Below are 16,253 nucleotides of genomic sequence, written 5' to 3'. Positions count from 1 at the left end.
CTCCGTCACGCAGTATGCCCCGTGGGCGCGCCCTGGAGCGTCGCTTCGGGACGGGACACCACACGGGCCTTCAACCCGAAGAACGGCCTCAACCAGGGCAGGCGGGCCACCAGCTCGCTCAAGCCCCAGCTGACCAGGAAGGTCGTGACGAGCACGCAGCCGAAGAGGCTCCACGGCCCCACGGGCAGCCGCAGCATCGCGAAGCCGACGACGATGATGACCGTCTGGTGGAAGATGTAGAACGGATACGACAGCTCCTGCGCGTGCCGGACCCACCGGCTTTCCGTCCGCACGCACCGGCGCGCCCAGCCCAGCGCGGTCAGGATGAACAGCCACTGGGCCGACGTGCCCCCGAGCACCTCGGGCACCAGGTCGAACTCGCTCTCTGGCGCCATGATGGCGAAGAGGACCGCTGACACGCCCAGCAGCCACCACCGGCGCTCCACCAGGACGTCCCAGACCCTGGGCGCGCGGCCGAGCAGGTGCCCCATGAGGAACAGCAGGCCGTAGTGGCCAAAGGTCCTCGGGTCGTCGAACAGCGCGTGCGTCTGCGGGAAGCGGTGCAGCAGCAGGTCGTTGACGAAGAGCGGGATGAACAGCCACAGGAGATTCGGACCCCGGCACAGCCAGGCCTCGGCCTTCGCGAGCCAGGCCTTCCCGCGCGCTGTCCCCAGCGCCCAGAACAGCGGCAGCGCCAGGAGGCAGAAGGCGAAGAGGTAGACGACGAACCAGAGGTGGTGCCAGCTCAGGCTGCCCGCGGGGTAGGGGACGAGGCCGAAGACAGAGGGATAGAAGTCCGCGTAGCTGCCCTGGAACCGCCCCGTGAACACGCGCTCCACGTAGATTTGCGGCGGCACGATGACGAACATGCCGAAGACCACCGGCAGCAGCAGCCGGCGCGTCCGGTCCCCCGCGAAGTCACGCAGCGAGCGCCGCCGCAGCGCGAGGGCCGTCCCCACGCCGGAGATGACCATCAGCAGCGGCATGCGCACGTGGTGCAGGATGTCCATGGGCAGCTCCAGCACCGGCAGCAGCGTGGGCGCCTTGATGTGCCAGTCCCACCGGTTGAACATCATCCCCGTGTGGAACAGGTGCAGCACGAGGATGGCGACGACGCGGAGCCAGTCCAGGTCGGGGCGATGGGCGTCGGCGGGAGATGTCGGGGCGGGGTCGGGCGTGCTCATGGGCGAGCCTCCTGTGCCTCCTGGATACCCACCCGCCTCGGAAGGCTCCACGCGCCTGTCGTAGGACGGACCGGCCACGGCGCGAGCCGGACGCGAGACACGGCGGCCATCCCCAAATGAAAAGGCCGCCCGGGTTGCCCCGGGCGGCCTTCTCGAACCCGCTTGAGGCGGAGTCGAGCCGTTACTCGGCGGCGACTTCGACCTTGATCTTCGCCGTCACGTCGCGGTGCAGGCGCAGCTCGACTTCGTAGCTGCCAATCGCCTTGATGGGCTCGGGCAGGTGCAGGGCGCGACGGTCCACCGTCTGACCCTGGGCCGCCACGGCCTCGGCGATATCCAGCGCGGTGACGGACCCGAACAGCTTGTCCTGATCGCCGACCTTGCGCTTGATGACGACCTTGATGGAGCCGACCTTCTTCGCCTGCTCCTCCGCGGCGCCCTTCAGCTTGGCATTGCGGGCGGTGATGACCGCCTTCTCGTGCTCGAGCTGACGGAGGTTCTGCTCGCTCGCCAGAACCGCCTTCTTGCGCGGCAGCAGGTAGTTACGGCCGAAGCCGTCCTTCACGGTGACGAGCTCCCCGGACTTGCCGAGGTTCTCGATGTCCTCTCGCAGAATGACCTTCATGTTCAGTCTCCTGAGCGGACCCGGCGGTTAGCCGACCACCGCGTTGTAGGGGAGCAGGGCGATGCCGCGCGCGCGCTTGATGGCCGTGGCCACCTCACGCTGGTGCTTCGCGCAGTTGCCAGAGATGCGGCGGGGAATGATCTTGCCGCGCTCGGTGACGAAGTACTTCAGCGTCGCCTGGTCCTTGAAATCCACCGACGCGTTCTTCTCCGCGCAGAACCGGCAGACCTTCTTGCGGCCGAAGCCACGGCCACCGCCGCGCTTCTCGTCATCGCCGCCCATGCCACCGCGGTCTCCGCGATCACCACCACGGTCTCCGCCACGGTCTCCACCGCGATCACCGCGAGGCCCACCGCCGCCGCCGAAGCCGCCACTGCGGCCGCCCGACGACGAGCCGCCCGTCTTGCTGTCCGTTCCGTTGCTCATGAACTTTCTCGTTTCCTGAAAAGGTCCCTAGAGAATGTCCCAGGTGGCGCTCAGGCCTCCTCGGACGACTCCTCCTCCGCCTCGCCCACGGACTCCTCGGCCACGTCGCCGCGGAACCCGCCACCCTCGCGCGGCTCGGGAGCGCCCGGACGGGTCTCCTCCACATCGCCGGCGAGCTTCAGGTCCTCGAGGACCGGACGCGTCTCGGGGTCCACCTCATCCGCCAGCTTCACGGAGATGTAGCGGGTGACCTCATCGAGGTTCTTCAGGTTGCGCTCAATCTCCGCCACCAGACCCGAACCGCCCAGGTAGCTGGCGTGCACGTAGATGGCGCGGGGCTGCTTCGCCACGGGGAACAGGGTCTTCTTCTTGCCCCACACCGTGAAGCGGAGGACCTTGCCACCCTCGCGGGAGACGATGCCACGGACGCGCTCCTTGAGCTTGTCCACGTTGTCGTCAGTCAGGTCCGGCTTGACCAGGAAGATGGTCTCGTACTCACGAAGCCGCTTGGCGGCCTGCGTCTCTGCCATGTTTTCTCTCCCCTTGGGGTCGAGTGCCCCCCGGACAATCCGAGGAGCGGGGAAACGGCGATTGGCCCCATGGCCACCACCGGGAACGGGAAACCGCGCGCCCGTCACCCTCGCGCTACGTCCCGTGCACCAACACGGGAAGCTGAAAAAGAACATCCCACTGGATCAACCACCCAGCGAGCGAACGGGCCTTCTAGGAGGGCCCCCCGGGCAAGTCAAGCTCCCGGAAAGCTCGCCTGTCCGCTCCCCCCGTCCCGGGCGCTCCGAGGGGCCTCAGGCCTTCCGGTTGAAGCGGTTCATCGCCACCGACAGCCCCTCGCGCACCCAGCACTCGGTCATGTCCATGGCGCGGTCCTTCAGTTCGTCCAGCTGGCGGCGCTCCCCGTCGTCGAAGTTGGACAGGACGTAGTCGGCGACGCGCTCGCGGGCATTGGGCCCCTCCGGCTTGTCGATGCCGAAGCGCAGGCGGATGAACGCCTCCGAGCCCAGGCTCGCGACGATGCTCTTCAGGCCGTTGTGGCCCCCGCTGCCGCCGCCCGCCTTGAGCTGCAGCCGGCCCAGGGGCAGGTCCAGTTCATCGTGGATGACGAGCACGTCCTCGGGAGCAATCTTGTAGAAGCGCGCCGCCTCGGCCACCGAGCGGCCCGACAGGTTCATGAAGGTCTGCGGCTCGACGAAGAGGATGCGCTCGCCCGCCAGGGTCCCCTGGCCCACTTTCGCGGCGAACTTCTCCTGATTCAGCTCCGCGCGCGCTCGCGACAGCAGCGCCTCCACCACCATGAATCCGATGTTGTGCCGGTGCCGCTCGTACTCGCGCCCCGGGTTGCCCAGCCCGCAGATGAGCTTCATGGGAGGCTCCAAAAAGAAACGGGGCCAGCCTCAGGGAGGCCAGCCCCGTGTCCAGGGTACACCGGAAGACGACTACTTCTTCGCGGGGGCCTTGGCCGCGGCCGCGGGGGCCGCCGCCTTGTCGCCAGCCTTCGCCGCGGGAGCCGCGGCGGCGGGAGCCGCCGCAGCCGCCACGGGGGCCACTTCGGCCGCCTCGGGCGCGGCGACGACCGCCACGGTGTAGTTGACGTTCGACTTCACCGACACGCCGGCCGGGAACTTCACGTCGTTGATGTGCAGCGCCTCGGCGATCTTCAGCGCCGTCACGTCCACCTCGATGCGCTCGGGAATGGCGTTCGGCAGCGCCCAGACCGTGATTTCACGGCGAATCTGGCTGAGCAGACCACCCTCGGCCACGCCCACCGACTTGCCGACGAGCACGAGCGGCACGTCCACCTTGACCTGCTCGTCCGCGCGCACGCCGATGAAGTCCACGTGCAGGATGTCCCGGGTGACGGGGTCCATCTGGTAGTCCTTCAGGAGGACCTGCTGGTCACCGCTGGCCAGCTTCAGCTGGATGACGGTGTTGAACTTGTGCGGGGTGTTGATGGCCGCGCGCACGGCCTTCGGGTCCACCGAGATGTGCACGGGCGTCTTCAGGTGCTTGCCGTACACCACGGCGGGCACCACACCCTGGGCGCGCAGCTTGCGGGCAAAGCCCTTGCCAGAGCCTTCACGCGACTTCGCCTCGAGGGTGTTCTTGTTTTCGGACATGGAAATACCTTGGGAATGGGTACCGCGGTGACCACCGGCCACCCTGGCGCCCTCGGCATCCCGCCCCAGTGGCGGGCCCCGAAGACGGCGCCGCGAAGGGGACCGTTGGAGGAGGCCGGACATGCCAGCCCCCGAACATGGAGTCAAGTCGCCCGGCGGACGGGCGACCCGAGCCTCAGACGAACAGCGAGCTGAGCGAGTCGGCCCGGTGGATGCGGGCGATGGCCTCGCCGAAGAGCCGCTCGGTGGTGAGCACGCGAATCTTCGAGCACGCCTGCGCCGCGGGCGACAGCGGCACGGTGTCCGTGAAGACGACCTCTTCCAGCACGGAGTCCTGGATGCGCTGGATGGCGGGGCCGGAGAGGATGGGGTGCACCGCGTAGGCGACCACGCGGCGGGCGCCCTTGGCCTTGAGCGCCGCGGCGGCCTGGGCGAGCGTGCCGGCGGTGTCCACCATGTCGTCCACGAGGACGGCGTCCTTGCCGGACACGTCGCCGATGAGGTTCATCACCTCGGAGGCGTTGGGGCGCGGGCGGCGCTTGTCGATGATGGCCAGCCCCGTGTTGAGGCGCTTGGAGTAGGCGCGCGCGCGTTCGACGCCACCAGCGTCCGGCGACACGATGACCAGCTCCTGCGACTCCGGGAAGCGCTTGCGCAGGTCCTCCAGGAACACCGGCGAGCCGTACAGGTGGTCCGAGGGGATGTTGAAGAAGCCCTGGATCTGCCCGGCGTGCATGTCCATGGAGACGACGCGCTCGGCGCCGGCCACTTCCAGCAGGTCCGCGACGAGCTTCGCCGTGATCGGCGTGCGCGGGGCGACCTTCCGGTCCTGCCGGGCATACCCGTAATACGGGATGACGGCGGTGATGGAGCTCGCGCTCGCCCGCTTCAGGGCGTCGCAGATGATGAGCATCTCCATCAGGTGGTCGTTGGTCGGCGGGCTCGTCGACTGGAGGATGAAGACGTCGTGACCGCGGACGTTCTCGCCAATCTCGACGTGGATTTCTCCGTCGGAGAAGCGACCCACCTCCGCCTTGCCGAGCGGACGCTTGAGGTACTCACAGATTCGGTGAGCCAGGCCGGGATTCGAGCTCCCGGCGAAGATCTTGAAGTCGCGCGGCTGCATGATGGGCCCGCTGACTAACCTGGACACGCGCGGATGTGAAGGCGTTAGTCGAGATCTGCTGGCATCGGACCGAGCATCCCTGCTTGCGCCTGATGGAGGTGCCGCTCGTACTCCATGAGAATGACACGCTCCATCTGGCTGCGTGTGTCCGCGTTGAGCGGGTGGGCTATATCCTTGTACGTTCCATCCTTGCGCTTCTTCGCCGGCATCGCGATGAACAGCCCCGAGGAGCCGTGGATGACCTTCAAGTCGCGTATGACGAAGCAGTGATCCAGGGTGATGGTGACGTACGCCTTGAGCTTGTCCTCTTCGACCGGAAACACCCGGACGTCGGTGATGTTCATGGTCCCCCCCCGAACCCGAAAGGTCGGAGCTGGCGGGAAGCCTGGGACATACCGGGTGCAAAATGCAAGGGTATGGTGAAGGAGTTCCCTCACCATTGTTCCACTCGCGCACAGTCCAGAGCGTGAAAGGGACTACCCAAGGGCTCCTGGCCAGTGCAGGACCAGGTGGGTCAGAAAAGCCAGATGGTAGACGACGATGATTCCGTAGACGACGGCGCCTGCTCGGATGGCGAGGCGGCTGGCGCGCAGACGCCTGTGCAAGCACAACAGCCACAGGCCGGCGTTCACGATGAGCAGCTTGGCGAACATGAAGAAGAGCGGTGACTGCTCGTAGGCCAGCCGCATGAGAGGGTTGAGTTCCTCCGCCACGCCCAACTGGAGGAAGAGCAGCGTGAACAGCCCGTCCATGAGGTTGAGCATCAGCAACGCCACCGAGGCGGGTGACGCATAGAAGGAAGCCATTCCACCGCGGACCGCGCCCCGAACCTGCTCCATCGTCGTCGTCGCCACGCCCTGCCTCCCAGTCCCGACCTTCCGGAGGCGGTTCCTTTCAAGCGGCTTGCCAGCGCCCGGATGGAACTTGGAGGGGCGGGCGGGCAGGCGGGCCCCGGCACGCCCGAGGGGGCTGTCACGAGGACGCGGTTGGCGGTTGACTCCCGCGGGGGGGTGACAGAGTATCCGCGCCCCTCCGCCCCCAGGCCAGGCGAGCGTCCCTTGCACCAATTCCCCAAAGATATCGGGTGGATAGAGGTCATCTGCGGTTCGATGTTCTCCGGTAAGACGGAGGAGTTGATCCGCCGCGTCCAGCGCGCCGTGTACGGCAAGCAGAAGGTGCAGGTGTTCAAACCTCGCATCGACAACCGGTACGACGAAACGCAGGTGGTGAGTCACTCGAAGCTGAAGGTGACGTCCACGCCGTTGGAGCGGGCTGAAGAGATTTTTTACCGGTTGGAGCCCGACACGCAGGTGGTGGGCATCGACGAGGTGCAGTTCTTCGGCGCGGAGGTCGTCGCGGTGGTGGAGGCGCTGGCCAACAAGGGGCTGCGCGTCATCTGCGCGGGACTGGACCAGGACTACCAGGGCCGTCCCTTCGAGCCGATGCCGCAGCTGATGGCGGTGGCGGAGTACGTGACGAAGGAGCTGGCCATCTGCGTGGTTTGCGGCAATCCGGCCAATCGCTCCCAGCGCCTCGTCTCCAGTGGAGAGCGCGTGGTGGTGGGCGCGGCGGGCGCGTACGAGCCGCGGTGCCGCAAGTGTCATGTTCCGGAGCCCACCGAGGGCACGCCGCCGCAGACGCTCGAACTGTTCGACTGACCCCGCTTCGCCCGCGGGCATCAGGGCACGAGAGGAACCGACCGAATGCGTGACACCCTGTACGCGAACGTGCCCTTCCGGCTGAACGAGATGACCCACCACTATGGACCCAACGTCCACCTGGTGGGCAATCCGTTCCTGCTCTCCCAGCTGGCCACCTTGTGCGCCAAGGGCGTCATCCAACCCCAGATCAACCGGCTGGTGGAGACGCTCTACAGCGACCTGGTGAAGACGGTGGTGAACGCGGAGTTCCCGCGGAAGATGGTCAGCCTTCCGACACGGATGATCGACTCCACCCCGCAGGGGCTCTACCAGGGCGAGGTCATCGACCCGCACGTCCGGGTGGTGACGGTGAACATCGCGCGGGCGGGCACGCTGCCGTCGCAGGTGACGTATGACCTGCTCAACGCCACGGTGGACCCGTCGGTGGTGCGCCAGGACCACATCATCATGAGCCGGATGATCGACGCGGCCGAGACGGTGGTGGGCTCGCAGATTGGCGGCGCGAAGATTGGTGGGGATGTGGACGACGCGCTCGTCCTCTTCCCGGACCCCATGGGGGCCACGGGCGGCAGCCTCTCCACGGCCATCAAGCTCTACAAGGAGAAGGTGCCCGGCACCCCCCGGCGCATCATCACCCTCAACCTCATCGTCACGCCGGAGTACTTGCGGAAGATGACGACGGACCATCCGGACGTGATCATCTACGCGCTCCGGTTGGACCGGGGTCTGTCTCCTCCGGAGGTCTTCGGCACGGCGCCGGGAGCGCTCTGGGAGAAGGAGCGAGGCCTGGATGACCGGCAGTACATCGTCCCCGGTGGCGGCGGCTTCGGGGAGATCATGAACAACGCCTACGTGTAGCGCGGAGGAAGCCTTGGCGTTCTACGAGCAGGAAGTTGGCGTCCATATTTCGGAGGACAAGCTGCAGGCGCGCGTGCGGGAGCTGGGCGCGCAAATCACCCGGGACTACGCGGGCAAGGAGCTGACGCTCGTCTGCGTGTTGAAGGGCTCCACGTTCTTCGCCATGGACCTGGCGCGGGCGGTGGACCTGCCGCTGACGTTGGAGTTCCTGGGCGTGTCCAGCTACCAGGGTGGCACGGAGACGACGGGCGAGGTGCGCATCACCACCGACGTCAGCAAGCCGATGGCGGGCAAGCACCTGCTCATCATCGAGGACATCATCGACACGGGGCTCACCATGAGCTTCCTGCTGGAGAACCTGCGGGCCCGGCACCCGGCGTCGCTGAAGCTCTGCTCGCTCCTGGAGAAGCCGGCGCGCGCGCGGACGAAGATCGACATCGACTACAAGGGCTTCGTCATCGAAGACCTCTTCGTCGTCGGCTACGGCCTGGACTACGCGGAGAAGTACCGGAACGTGCCATTCATTGGCGTGATGAAGGGCAAGTAGCCCTCCGGTTTCCTCCAGCCGCGCGGGGAGTGGGTCGCCTTCCCGCCGGCTTGAAGTCCCGCGTCAGGGGTGGCGGAGCGTCGAGCGCCTCGCGTGGATGCCGCTCTCCTGGCGTGGAGGGCAGTGGACTGTTGTCGAAAGGAAGAGCGTGCGCAGCGTCCCGGGTGGGACTGTTTGCGCCGCGAGGCGCCGGACGCGAGTGCTCGTGTCCTGGTGCGTGCGGCCGGAGAGGGTGCGCATGCGTTCAGCGACAGACAAGAGAATCCCGGCTGCTACAGCGGCCGGGGGCAATGATTCGATGAGGAGGTACCTGGCGGAGTTCATCGGGACGTTCGTCCTGGTGCTCGGCGGCGTGGGTGCGGCCGTGCTGGCGGGGGACCGCATCGGTTTCCTGGGCGTGTCCTTCGCCTTCGGCCTGTCGCTGCTGGCCATGGTGTATGCGATTGGCCCCATCTCCGGCTGCCACGTGAATCCCGCGGTGACGGTGGGGTTGTCATTGGCGGGCAAGTTCGAGAACAAGCACATCCTCGGCTACATCGTGGCGCAGTGTCTGGGGGCCGTGCTGGCTGCGGGCGTGGTGCTGCTCATCGCGAAGGGCGTCCCCGGGGGCTACCAGGCCTCGGTGGCGGGGCTGGGCTCGAACGGATACGGCCTCGCCTCGCCCGAGGGCTATGGCGCGGGGGCGGCGTTCCTGGCGGAGGTGGCGCTCACCTTCCTGCTCGTGCTGACGGTGCTGGGGGCGACGGACGCGAAGGCGCCGGTGGGCTTCGCCGGCATCGCCATTGGTCTGGTGCTGACGCTCATCCACCTGGTGGGCATCCCCGTGACGAACACGTCCGTGAATCCCGCGCGCAGCCTGGGGCCGGCGGTGTTCGCGGGCGGGCAGGCGCTCACCCAGCTGTGGATGTTCATCATCGCGCCGATGCTGGGCGCGGGCCTGGCCGCCGCCGTGTACCGCTCCGTGTTCAGCCCGGCGGGGGCCATCACCGCGCGCACGGCCGAACGCTCGCTGGATGCCGAGCGTGCGGAGCGCGTCGCCCAGGACCGCAGCCACACGCGCTCGCCGGTGTAGGGGCGAAGAAGGCCGCATTGCGTGGACGGGCCTTGCTCCTCCGGGCAGGGCCCGTCGCGCGCGGGGCCCCTGCCCGTGGCTTTCCTGGCGGTGCTTCCGGGCGTATACGAGGGATGGGAGGGGGCCGTGCCTTCCCGTTCCCTGCTCCGGGATGACGGAGCGAAAGCCCTTCGACATGCTCTTCGAGCCGACGCGCCTGGTGGCCTTCATCCTCGCGGGACTGGTCCTCAACCTCACGCCAGGGCCGGACACGATGTATGTGCTGGCCCGGAGCATGGGACAGGGCCGCGCCGCGGGCTTCGTCTCCGCGCTGGGCATCTGCGTCGGGTGCCTGTTCCACATCGCGGCTGCGGCCCTGGGACTGTCGGCGCTGCTGGCGACCTCCGCCATGGCCTTCCTGGTGGTGAAGTGGGTGGGCGCGCTCTACCTCGTGTGGATGGGCGTGCGGATGCTGCGCAGCAAGCAGGGGCCCGAGGCGGTGCGGGAACTCCAGCCCGCGAGCCTGTGGCGAATCTTCCGCGACGGTGTCGTCACCAACGTGCTGAACCCGAAGGTGGCCTTGTTCTTCCTGGCCTTCCTGCCGCAGTTCGTGGACCCGTCGCGAGGCTCCCCGGGCCTGCAGTTCGTCCTGCTCGGGCTCTTGTTCGACGTGACGGGGACTCTGTGGCTCGCGTTCCTCGCGGGCGTGGCGGGCGCGTTCGGCGGCTGGCTGCGGCGCAACCCGCGCTTCGCGGCGTGGCAGCAGCGGGTGACGGGAGGCGTCTTCGTCGCGCTGGGCGCGCGGCTGGCGCTCCAGGAGCGCTCCTAGCCGTCGCGATGTCCCCGCCTTCAGCGGAAGATGGCCGCGCCGAAAAGGTACAGGGCGTAGCCGGCCCAGGGCAGGAGGATGAGCAGCGTCACGAGATTCAGGCCCGCCGCCCACACCGGGAGCCGCTCGCGCTGCTTACGCCAGGGGAGCGCCAGCAGCGAGCCACCCGCGAGGATGGGCATGGGCAGCAGGTTGATGGCGGCCACCTTGGCGCTCGCCAGCCCCCAGGCCTGCAACAGCTCGCCGTGGCGCAGCAGGGCGACGAAGCGCTCGATGCGGTCCGGCAGCCGTGAGTACTGGAATGGGACGGTGAAGCCGGTGAGGAACTGGCTCAGTCCCTCGCCGGCGCCGAGGCATGCCATGGCGACGACGACGAGCAGCGCCCAGGGCAGGATGATGGTGGCCGCGTGCAGGACCAGCGGGAGCTGGTGGAGGCGGTTGTCGGCGGGGGCTTCCGTGGGTGCGTCTTCCGGAGGCCCGTTGAAGCGCACCGAGCTGCCCAGGGGGATGAGTGGGTGCAAGGCCCACTGGATGCCGCCCAGAGACAGCGTGACGAGGTTGGGGCCGTAGCCCAGCTTCACGAGGGTGGGTCTGACGCCGAACGAGCTGGCCACGGCCGCCTGACTCAACGCCCAGAGGGCGGTGACGGCGAAGGCGAGCATCCAGAGCCAGAAGAGCAGGGCAGCACGTTCCATGGGTGTGCCCCCTGTTTATCACGCGGAACCGTCGGCCTTCACCGGGCCCCGCTCAAGGGCACGGTCTGGTGACGTCCTCCGTCCCGCGAGGCACGTCCAGGGTGATGGACTTGGAGCCGGGCCCCAGGTTGAACCACGAGATTTGATGGTGCCCGTTGCCCGTCCCGGTGGGGTTGGCGAAGGCCGCGAGCAGATGGGCCGCGCCAGAGCCGTCCACGTGGCTCAGGTCGGCCTTGCCCACGTCCGAAAGGCCCGGCGCGACGGTGGAGTCACCGCCGCGACGAAGGCGGGCCACCGGGACACCTTCGCGTGGAACCGAAGGGCGCTCCCCGCATCGACCATCAATCGTCCCGTGCTGTCTGCCATTGTCTGCTTCCTGTGCCGCGTGGCTGAAACCGACACGGTAGCGGCGCGTGCTGGGATTGAGTGGGGCCAGGACTCTCGACGAGGCCGGTCTTTTCCCAGACATGAGTGCACGGGGTTCGTCCGTCGGAGGTGACGAGCCCGGAGTGGGGTGGTGTCTGGTTTGGGGAGTGGAGGAGGGGCAGGCGAGGAGGCAGGCCAGGGATGCGCGCGGGAGGTGCCGCCCTCGGGGGAAGGCCCTAGCTTGAGAAGGAGGAGAGACGCATGCCCACTCGCGGGACTTCACGCGGGAGTGCTGCTTCAGAGCGGAGTGTGACTCGGCGTTCGACGGCGAAGCCTCGCTCGTCCGTGGCGCCCTCGGGACGGTTCACCACGCACGAGGTGGATGCGGAGCGCTGGCGCGACTTCGCGCGGCTGTTCGAGAGCCAGGGCGGGCCCAAGTACTGCTGGTGCATGGTGTGGCGGGCGGAGGGCGCGGAAGCCCGGCTCGCGGACAACGCACACCGCAAGGCGGCGATGCATCGGCGGGTGAAGCAGGGGACTCCGGTGGGGCTCCTGGGCTATCTCGGGGACGAGCCCGTGGCCTGGTGCTCCATCGCGCCTCGGGAGACGTACCGGAAGGGGCTCGGGGGGCTGGAGGCTCCGGATGAAGCGCCGGGCAGCGTGTGGTCCCTGGCGTGTTTCTTCGTCACCCGTGAAGCGCGAGGGCAGGGAGTGTCGCGGCGACTCATCAAGGCCGCCATCACCCATGCTCGCAAGCGGGGCGGCAAGGTCCTGGAGGCATACCCCGTGGACCCCGACTCACCGAGCTACCGTTTCATGGGTTTCGTGGAGACGTTCGAACAGCTCGGCTTCCAGGGCGTGGGGCGAGAGGGAAGTCGCCGCCACGTCTACCGGTACGATTTGTCCGCGTGACACGGGAGGCGGGCCCGGGAAGGGGCCCGCCCGGGAGCATCAGAACGTGGCGTCGAGCACCACGTCGTTGGCGGCGCCCACGCCCACGGCGACCTGGTAGGCGGACACGCGACGCTCGAAGAAGTTGGTGAGCTCCTGCACGTCCTGCAGGTCCATGAAGGACAGCGGGTTCTTCGTGCGGAACACCGGCGTCAACCCCAGCATCTGGAGCCGCTGGTCCGCTGTGTACTCCAGGTAGCCGCGCATCTCCTGCACCGACAGGCCCGCGACACCGCCGCTCAGAAGGTCCTGGGCGAACTGCGTCTCGCACTCCACCGCCTCGCGCAGCATCGCCTCCACGTCGCGCTCCATCTTCGCGTCGAAGAGGTCCGGCTCTTCCTTTCGAGCCACCTGGATGCACTCGTAGGCGAAGGCCATGTGCGCGCTCTCGTCGCGGAACACCCAGTTCGTCCCGGCGGCGAGCCCGTTGAGCAGGCCCTTGCTGCGCAGGAAGTAGACGTAGGCGAAGGCCGCGAAGAAGAAGAGGCCCTCGATGCAGCCCGCGAAGCAGATGAGGTTGAGCAGGAAGGCGCGACGGTCCTCCTTCGTCTTCAGCTCGTTCAGCCCGTTGACGCTGTCCATCCACTTCATGCAGAAGCGCGCCTTGCGCTGGATGGAGGGGATGTTGTCGATGGCGGCGAACGCCTTGGCGCGCTCGGCCTGGTCCGGCACGTACGTGTCCAGCAGCGTCAGGTAGAACTGGACGTGCAGCGCCTCCTCGTAGAGCTGCCGCGACAGGTACATCCGCGCCTCGGGGGCGTTGATGTGCTTGTAGAGGTTCAGCACCAGGTTGTTGCCGACGATGCTGTCGCCCGTCGCGAAGAAGGCCACCAGGCGGTGGATGAGATGTCTTTCCGCATCCGTCATCTTCGAGCGGAGGTCCACGAGGTCCGTGGAGAAGTCGACCTCTTCGACAGTCCAGGTGTTCTTGATGGCGTTCCGATACATCTCGAAGAAGACCGGGTATGCCATCGGGCGCAGCGTCAGGTTCAGTCCGGGTTCCAGCAGCATGGGCGCGATCCATACCACGCTCGCGAACCCGTCAAGGTGACTCGCGCGGCGATACGCTTTTACGTTCGCTCACGTCTCAACAGCCCGGAAAAAAAGCAAAGCGAGCACGCGTTTTCACGCGTGCTCGCCAGGACGAAAAAATCAGTGAAACAGGAGTTCTTTACTGACAGGCCTCGCACGCTTCCGGGTTTTCCAGCGAGCACGCCACGGCCTCGGCGTCCGTCACCGCGGAGGCGGACGCGACGGGGGCGGGAGCGGACTGCGCGGGGGCCGTCGCGGTGCTGTTGCCCACCGTCGCCTTGGCGATGCGCGTGGCCGGACGTGAGCGCATGTAATACGTCGTCTTCAGCCCCTTCTGCCATGCGTAGAAGTACATTGAGGAGAGCTTGCCGATGTTCGGCGTCTCCACGAAGAGGTTGAGCGACTGGCTCTGGTCGATGAAGGCGCCGCGGTCGGCCGCCATGTCGATGAGCGAACGCATGGGCAGCTCCCACGCGGTCCGGTAGATGGCGCGCAGGTTCTCCGGCAGCTCGGTCAGGTCCTGGATGCTGCCTTCCGCCATCTTGATGCGATTGCGCACGCCCTCGTTCCAGATGCCAATCGCCTGGAGGTCTCTCACCAGGTAGCGGTTCACCTGGAGGAAGTCACCCGACAGCGTCTCGCGCTTGAACAGGTTGGACACCTGCGGCTCGATGCACTCGTAGCAGCCGGCGATGGACGCAATCGTCGCGGTGGGCGCAATCGCAATCATCAGCGAGTTGCGCAGGCCGTGCTTCACGATGCGAGCGCGCAGCGCGTCCCAACGCGCCGTGTCCTCCGGCGTCACGCCCCAGCTTTCGAACTGGAGCTCGCCCTTCGCCGCCCGCGTCTCCGGGAAGGAGGGATGCGCGCCGAACTGCTCGGCCATCTCGCACGACGTGGTCAGCGCCGCGAAGTAGATCTCCTCCGAAATCTTCCGCGACAGCGCGCGGGCCTCGGGCGCGTCGAACGGCAGCCGGAGCTGGAAGAAGACATCCTGCAGGCCCATCAGGCCCAGGCCCACCGGACGCCAGCGGCGGTTGGAGTCCGCCGCCGTGGGGATGGGGTAGAAGTTGAGGTCGATGACCCGGTCCAACTGCTTCATCGCGAGCTGGGCGTTGGCGCGCAGGCGGTCGAAGTCGAACTTCCCGTCCGCCACCATGCGGCCCAGGTTCAGCGAGCCCAGGTTGCACACCGCCGTCTCACCCTGGCTCGTCACCTCCAGGATTTCGGTGCACAGGTTGGACAGGTGGATGACGTTGCCGGGCAGGCCCGTCTGGTTGCTCTTGCGGTTGCTGATGTCCTTGAAGGTCATCCAGCCGTTGCCCGTCTGCGCCAGCGTCTTCATCATCTTGGCGTAGAGGTCGCGCGCCTTCACCTTGCGCATGGCCAGCCCGGCGCCTTCCGCCTCGACGTAGGCCTTCTCGAACGCGTCGCCGAACAAGTCGGTCAGGTGCGGCACCGTCTTCGGGTCGAACAGGCTCCAGTCGCCCTCCGACTCCACGCGCTTCATGAACAGGTCCGGCACCCAGTTGGCCAGGTTCAGGTTGTGGGTGCGGCGCGCATCGTCACCGGTGTTCTCGCGCAGCTCGAGGAAGTCCTCGATGTCCGCGTGCCACGTCTCCAGGTACACGCAGCACGCGCCCTTGCGCTTGCCGCCCTGGTTCACCGCGGCGACGGACGCGTCCAGCGTCTTCAGCCAGGGGACGATGCCGTTGGAGTGGCCGTTGGTGGAGCGGATGAGCGAGCCGCGCGCACGCACGCGGTGGTAGCCCACGCCGATGCCACCGGAGAACTTGGACAGCATCGCGATGTCCGAATACTTCCGGTAGATGGCGTCCAGCTCGTCCGTCGGCGAGTCCAGCAGGAAGCAGCTGGAGAGCTGCTCGTGGCGGGTGCCCGAGTTGAAGAGGGTGGGGGAGCTGGGCAGGTACTCCAGGGAGCTGAACAGCCGGTACAGCTCGATGGCCTCCTTCGCGTTGTCACCGCTCAGGGCGCACGCGACGCGGAGGAAGAACTCCTGCGGCGTCTCCAGCACTTCGCGCGTCTGCGGGTTCTTCAGCAGATAGCGGTCATAGACGGTGCGCAGGCCGAAGTACTCGAACAGGTCGTTGCGCGACGGGTCGATGGCCGCGTTGAGCTTGCGCGCGTTGGCCTGGACGAACTGGAGCAGCCGGTCCGCGATGAGGCCGTGTTTGTGGCCGGCGGCGACCGACTGGCTGAAGGAGTGGATGTCCTGGTTGCTGACCTCCTTCTGGATGAAGGTGGCCAGGAGGCGCGCGGACAGGCGGGCGTACTCGGGCTCCTCGACGATGAGGGCGGCGGCGGTCTGGATGGAGAGGCTGTCCAGCTCGCGCGTCGTCGCGCCGTCGTAGAGGCCGGAGATGGTCTTCGTGGCCACGCGCATGACGTCCACGCGCGACAGCCCCATGCAGCTCTTGCCCACCGCGCGGACAATCTTGTTCAGGTCCACCGGCTCGGCCGTGCCGTTGCGCTTGCGCACGCGCATGGTGGTGGGGGCGAACTCGCTCTGCGTGGGCTCGGCCACGGGCGTCACGCTCGCTGTCGTCGGCCCGGGTTGGGCGTGGGTGGCGGGCGGGACATGCATGGGCGCGGGGGCGGGCTTCACGGGCGTTTCGAAGTTCACGAGCGGCTCACTCCAAACGAGGGCAATGGCGTGGCCACGAGGGCAAGCGGAGAGCTTGCCCTGGGATGGGTTCCCGGGCCACAAGAATACTGAACTTTTGGGCAGGTATCAGGCTCTCGCGGATAC

At 67.4% G+C, this 16,253-nt stretch carries 19 protein-coding genes; 6 read left to right on the top strand and 13 right to left on the bottom strand.

The window, feature by feature from the left end; all coding sequences use genetic code 11:
• Window positions 1-5: 5 nt before the first annotated feature.
• The 9 genes from HUA76_RS14865 to HUA76_RS14825 form a co-directional block, all read right to left on the bottom strand.
• Window positions 6-1,184 carry an acyltransferase gene (locus tag HUA76_RS14865; RefSeq protein ID WP_174453483.1) on the bottom strand — a complete coding sequence of 393 codons (1,179 nt, stop codon included), beginning with the start codon at window positions 1,182-1,184 and terminating at the stop codon, window positions 6-8.
• Window positions 1,185-1,365: 181 nt separating this feature from the next.
• Complete coding sequence (rplI, locus tag HUA76_RS14860; protein ID WP_141648008.1) at window positions 1,366-1,809, bottom strand: 50S ribosomal protein L9; 444 nt, start codon at window positions 1,807-1,809, stop codon at window positions 1,366-1,368.
• A 27-nt stretch (window positions 1,810-1,836) separates the two neighbouring features.
• Window positions 1,837-2,235, bottom strand: a complete 399-nt coding sequence (gene rpsR, locus HUA76_RS14855) for a 30S ribosomal protein S18 (RefSeq protein ID WP_141648007.1) — start codon at window positions 2,233-2,235, stop codon at window positions 1,837-1,839.
• 50 nt (window positions 2,236-2,285) lie between these two features.
• Window positions 2,286-2,765, bottom strand: coding sequence for a 30S ribosomal protein S6 (gene rpsF / locus HUA76_RS14850; protein WP_141648006.1), 480 nt, complete (start codon window positions 2,763-2,765; stop codon window positions 2,286-2,288).
• 273 nt (window positions 2,766-3,038) lie between these two features.
• Window positions 3,039-3,614, bottom strand: coding sequence for an aminoacyl-tRNA hydrolase (gene pth, locus HUA76_RS14845; protein WP_141648005.1), 576 nt, complete (start codon window positions 3,612-3,614; stop codon window positions 3,039-3,041).
• 72 nt (window positions 3,615-3,686) lie between these two features.
• Window positions 3,687-4,367, bottom strand: coding sequence for a 50S ribosomal protein L25/general stress protein Ctc (locus HUA76_RS14840; protein WP_141648004.1), 681 nt, complete (start codon window positions 4,365-4,367; stop codon window positions 3,687-3,689).
• A 175-nt stretch (window positions 4,368-4,542) separates the two neighbouring features.
• Window positions 4,543-5,493 (bottom strand): ribose-phosphate pyrophosphokinase, encoded by a 951-nt coding sequence (locus tag HUA76_RS14835; RefSeq protein ID WP_141648003.1) that lies wholly within the window; start codon window positions 5,491-5,493, stop codon window positions 4,543-4,545.
• Window positions 5,494-5,537: 44 nt separating this feature from the next.
• The gene (gene spoVG / locus HUA76_RS14830) at window positions 5,538-5,837 is read right to left on the bottom strand and encodes a septation regulator SpoVG (RefSeq protein ID WP_046715132.1); all 300 of its coding nucleotides are present in this window, start codon (window positions 5,835-5,837) and stop codon (window positions 5,538-5,540) included.
• Between the two features lie 132 nt (window positions 5,838-5,969).
• Window positions 5,970-6,347 carry a DUF5658 family protein gene (locus HUA76_RS14825; RefSeq protein ID WP_371745468.1) on the bottom strand — a complete coding sequence of 126 codons (378 nt, stop codon included), beginning with the start codon at window positions 6,345-6,347 and terminating at the stop codon, window positions 5,970-5,972.
• A 204-nt stretch (window positions 6,348-6,551) separates the two neighbouring features.
• On the opposite strand from HUA76_RS14825, the gene HUA76_RS14820 reads away from it, so the two are divergent.
• The 5 genes from HUA76_RS14820 (at window position 6,552) to HUA76_RS14800 (ending at window position 10,439) form a co-directional block, all read left to right on the top strand.
• Window positions 6,552-7,151, top strand: a complete 600-nt coding sequence (locus HUA76_RS14820) for a thymidine kinase (protein WP_141648002.1) — start codon at window positions 6,552-6,554, stop codon at window positions 7,149-7,151.
• Window positions 7,152-7,196: 45 nt separating this feature from the next.
• Complete coding sequence (locus HUA76_RS14815; protein ID WP_174461252.1) at window positions 7,197-8,012, top strand: uracil phosphoribosyltransferase; 816 nt, start codon at window positions 7,197-7,199, stop codon at window positions 8,010-8,012.
• A gap of 13 nt (window positions 8,013-8,025) precedes the next feature.
• Window positions 8,026-8,559 (top strand): hypoxanthine phosphoribosyltransferase, encoded by a 534-nt coding sequence (gene hpt, locus HUA76_RS14810; protein ID WP_141648000.1) that lies wholly within the window; start codon window positions 8,026-8,028, stop codon window positions 8,557-8,559.
• Between the two features lie 238 nt (window positions 8,560-8,797).
• A complete protein-coding gene (aqpZ, locus tag HUA76_RS14805) occupies window positions 8,798-9,631 on the top strand; it encodes an aquaporin Z (RefSeq protein WP_141647999.1) in 834 nt (277 codons plus the stop codon).
• 151 nt (window positions 9,632-9,782) lie between these two features.
• Window positions 9,783-10,439, top strand: a complete 657-nt coding sequence (locus HUA76_RS14800; RefSeq protein ID WP_246137725.1) for a LysE family translocator — start codon at window positions 9,783-9,785, stop codon at window positions 10,437-10,439.
• Between the two features lie 20 nt (window positions 10,440-10,459).
• Here the strand turns inward: HUA76_RS14800 and HUA76_RS14795 are convergent, their stop codons facing one another.
• The gene (locus HUA76_RS14795) at window positions 10,460-11,134 is read right to left on the bottom strand and encodes a site-2 protease family protein (RefSeq protein WP_174461251.1); all 675 of its coding nucleotides are present in this window, start codon (window positions 11,132-11,134) and stop codon (window positions 10,460-10,462) included.
• Window positions 11,135-11,186: 52 nt separating this feature from the next.
• Window positions 11,187-11,429 (bottom strand): hypothetical protein, encoded by a 243-nt coding sequence (locus HUA76_RS14790; protein WP_174453485.1) that lies wholly within the window; start codon window positions 11,427-11,429, stop codon window positions 11,187-11,189.
• A gap of 380 nt (window positions 11,430-11,809) precedes the next feature.
• On the opposite strand from HUA76_RS14790, the gene HUA76_RS14785 reads away from it, so the two are divergent.
• Window positions 11,810-12,412, top strand: coding sequence for a GNAT family N-acetyltransferase (locus HUA76_RS14785; RefSeq protein ID WP_217439725.1), 603 nt, complete (start codon window positions 11,810-11,812; stop codon window positions 12,410-12,412).
• A gap of 39 nt (window positions 12,413-12,451) precedes the next feature.
• On the opposite strand, the gene HUA76_RS14780 is transcribed toward HUA76_RS14785, so the two are convergent.
• Together HUA76_RS14780 and HUA76_RS14775 are read right to left on the bottom strand one after the other, a co-directional pair.
• A complete protein-coding gene (locus HUA76_RS14780) occupies window positions 12,452-13,462 on the bottom strand; it encodes a ribonucleotide-diphosphate reductase subunit beta (RefSeq protein ID WP_141647995.1) in 1,011 nt (336 codons plus the stop codon).
• A 160-nt stretch (window positions 13,463-13,622) separates the two neighbouring features.
• Complete coding sequence (locus HUA76_RS14775; protein WP_174453487.1) at window positions 13,623-16,127, bottom strand: ribonucleoside-diphosphate reductase subunit alpha; 2,505 nt, start codon at window positions 16,125-16,127, stop codon at window positions 13,623-13,625.
• Window positions 16,128-16,253: the final 126 nt, after the last annotated feature.

It is taken from the genome of Myxococcus sp. CA056 (assembly GCF_013336715.1).
GTDB lineage: Bacteria > Myxococcota > Myxococcia > Myxococcales > Myxococcaceae > Myxococcus > Myxococcus llanfairpwllgwyngyllgogerychwyrndrobwllllantysiliogogogochensis.
This window is presented reverse-complemented; position numbering and strand designations above follow the sequence as displayed.

Bases quoted from the DNA above. Each gene is read 5' to 3' on its own strand.
- pth (WP_141648005.1), bottom strand. From the start codon at position 3,614: ATGAAGCTCATCTGCGGGCTGGGCAACCCGGGGCGCGAGTACGAGCGG.
- HUA76_RS14835 (WP_141648003.1), bottom strand. From the start codon at position 5,493: ATGCAGCCGCGCGACTTCAAGATCTTCGCCGGGAGCTCGAATCCCGGC.
- HUA76_RS14780 (WP_141647995.1), bottom strand. From the start codon at position 13,462: ATGCTGCTGGAACCCGGACTGAACCTGACGCTGCGCCCGATGGCATAC.
- rpsF (WP_141648006.1), bottom strand. From the start codon at position 2,765: ATGGCAGAGACGCAGGCCGCCAAGCGGCTTCGTGAGTACGAGACCATC.
- HUA76_RS14865 (WP_174453483.1), bottom strand. From the start codon at position 1,184: ATGAGCACGCCCGACCCCGCCCCGACATCTCCCGCCGACGCCCATCGC.
- spoVG (WP_046715132.1), bottom strand. From the start codon at position 5,837: ATGAACATCACCGACGTCCGGGTGTTTCCGGTCGAAGAGGACAAGCTC.
- HUA76_RS14795 (WP_174461251.1), bottom strand. From the start codon at position 11,134: ATGGAACGTGCTGCCCTGCTCTTCTGGCTCTGGATGCTCGCCTTCGCC.
- HUA76_RS14840 (WP_141648004.1), bottom strand. From the start codon at position 4,367: ATGTCCGAAAACAAGAACACCCTCGAGGCGAAGTCGCGTGAAGGCTCT.
- HUA76_RS14800 (WP_246137725.1), top strand. From the start codon at position 9,783: ATGACGGAGCGAAAGCCCTTCGACATGCTCTTCGAGCCGACGCGCCTG.
- HUA76_RS14815 (WP_174461252.1), top strand. From the start codon at position 7,197: ATGCGTGACACCCTGTACGCGAACGTGCCCTTCCGGCTGAACGAGATG.
- rpsR (WP_141648007.1), bottom strand. From the start codon at position 2,235: ATGAGCAACGGAACGGACAGCAAGACGGGCGGCTCGTCGTCGGGCGGC.
- aqpZ (WP_141647999.1), top strand. From the start codon at position 8,798: ATGCGTTCAGCGACAGACAAGAGAATCCCGGCTGCTACAGCGGCCGGG.
- rplI (WP_141648008.1), bottom strand. From the start codon at position 1,809: ATGAAGGTCATTCTGCGAGAGGACATCGAGAACCTCGGCAAGTCCGGG.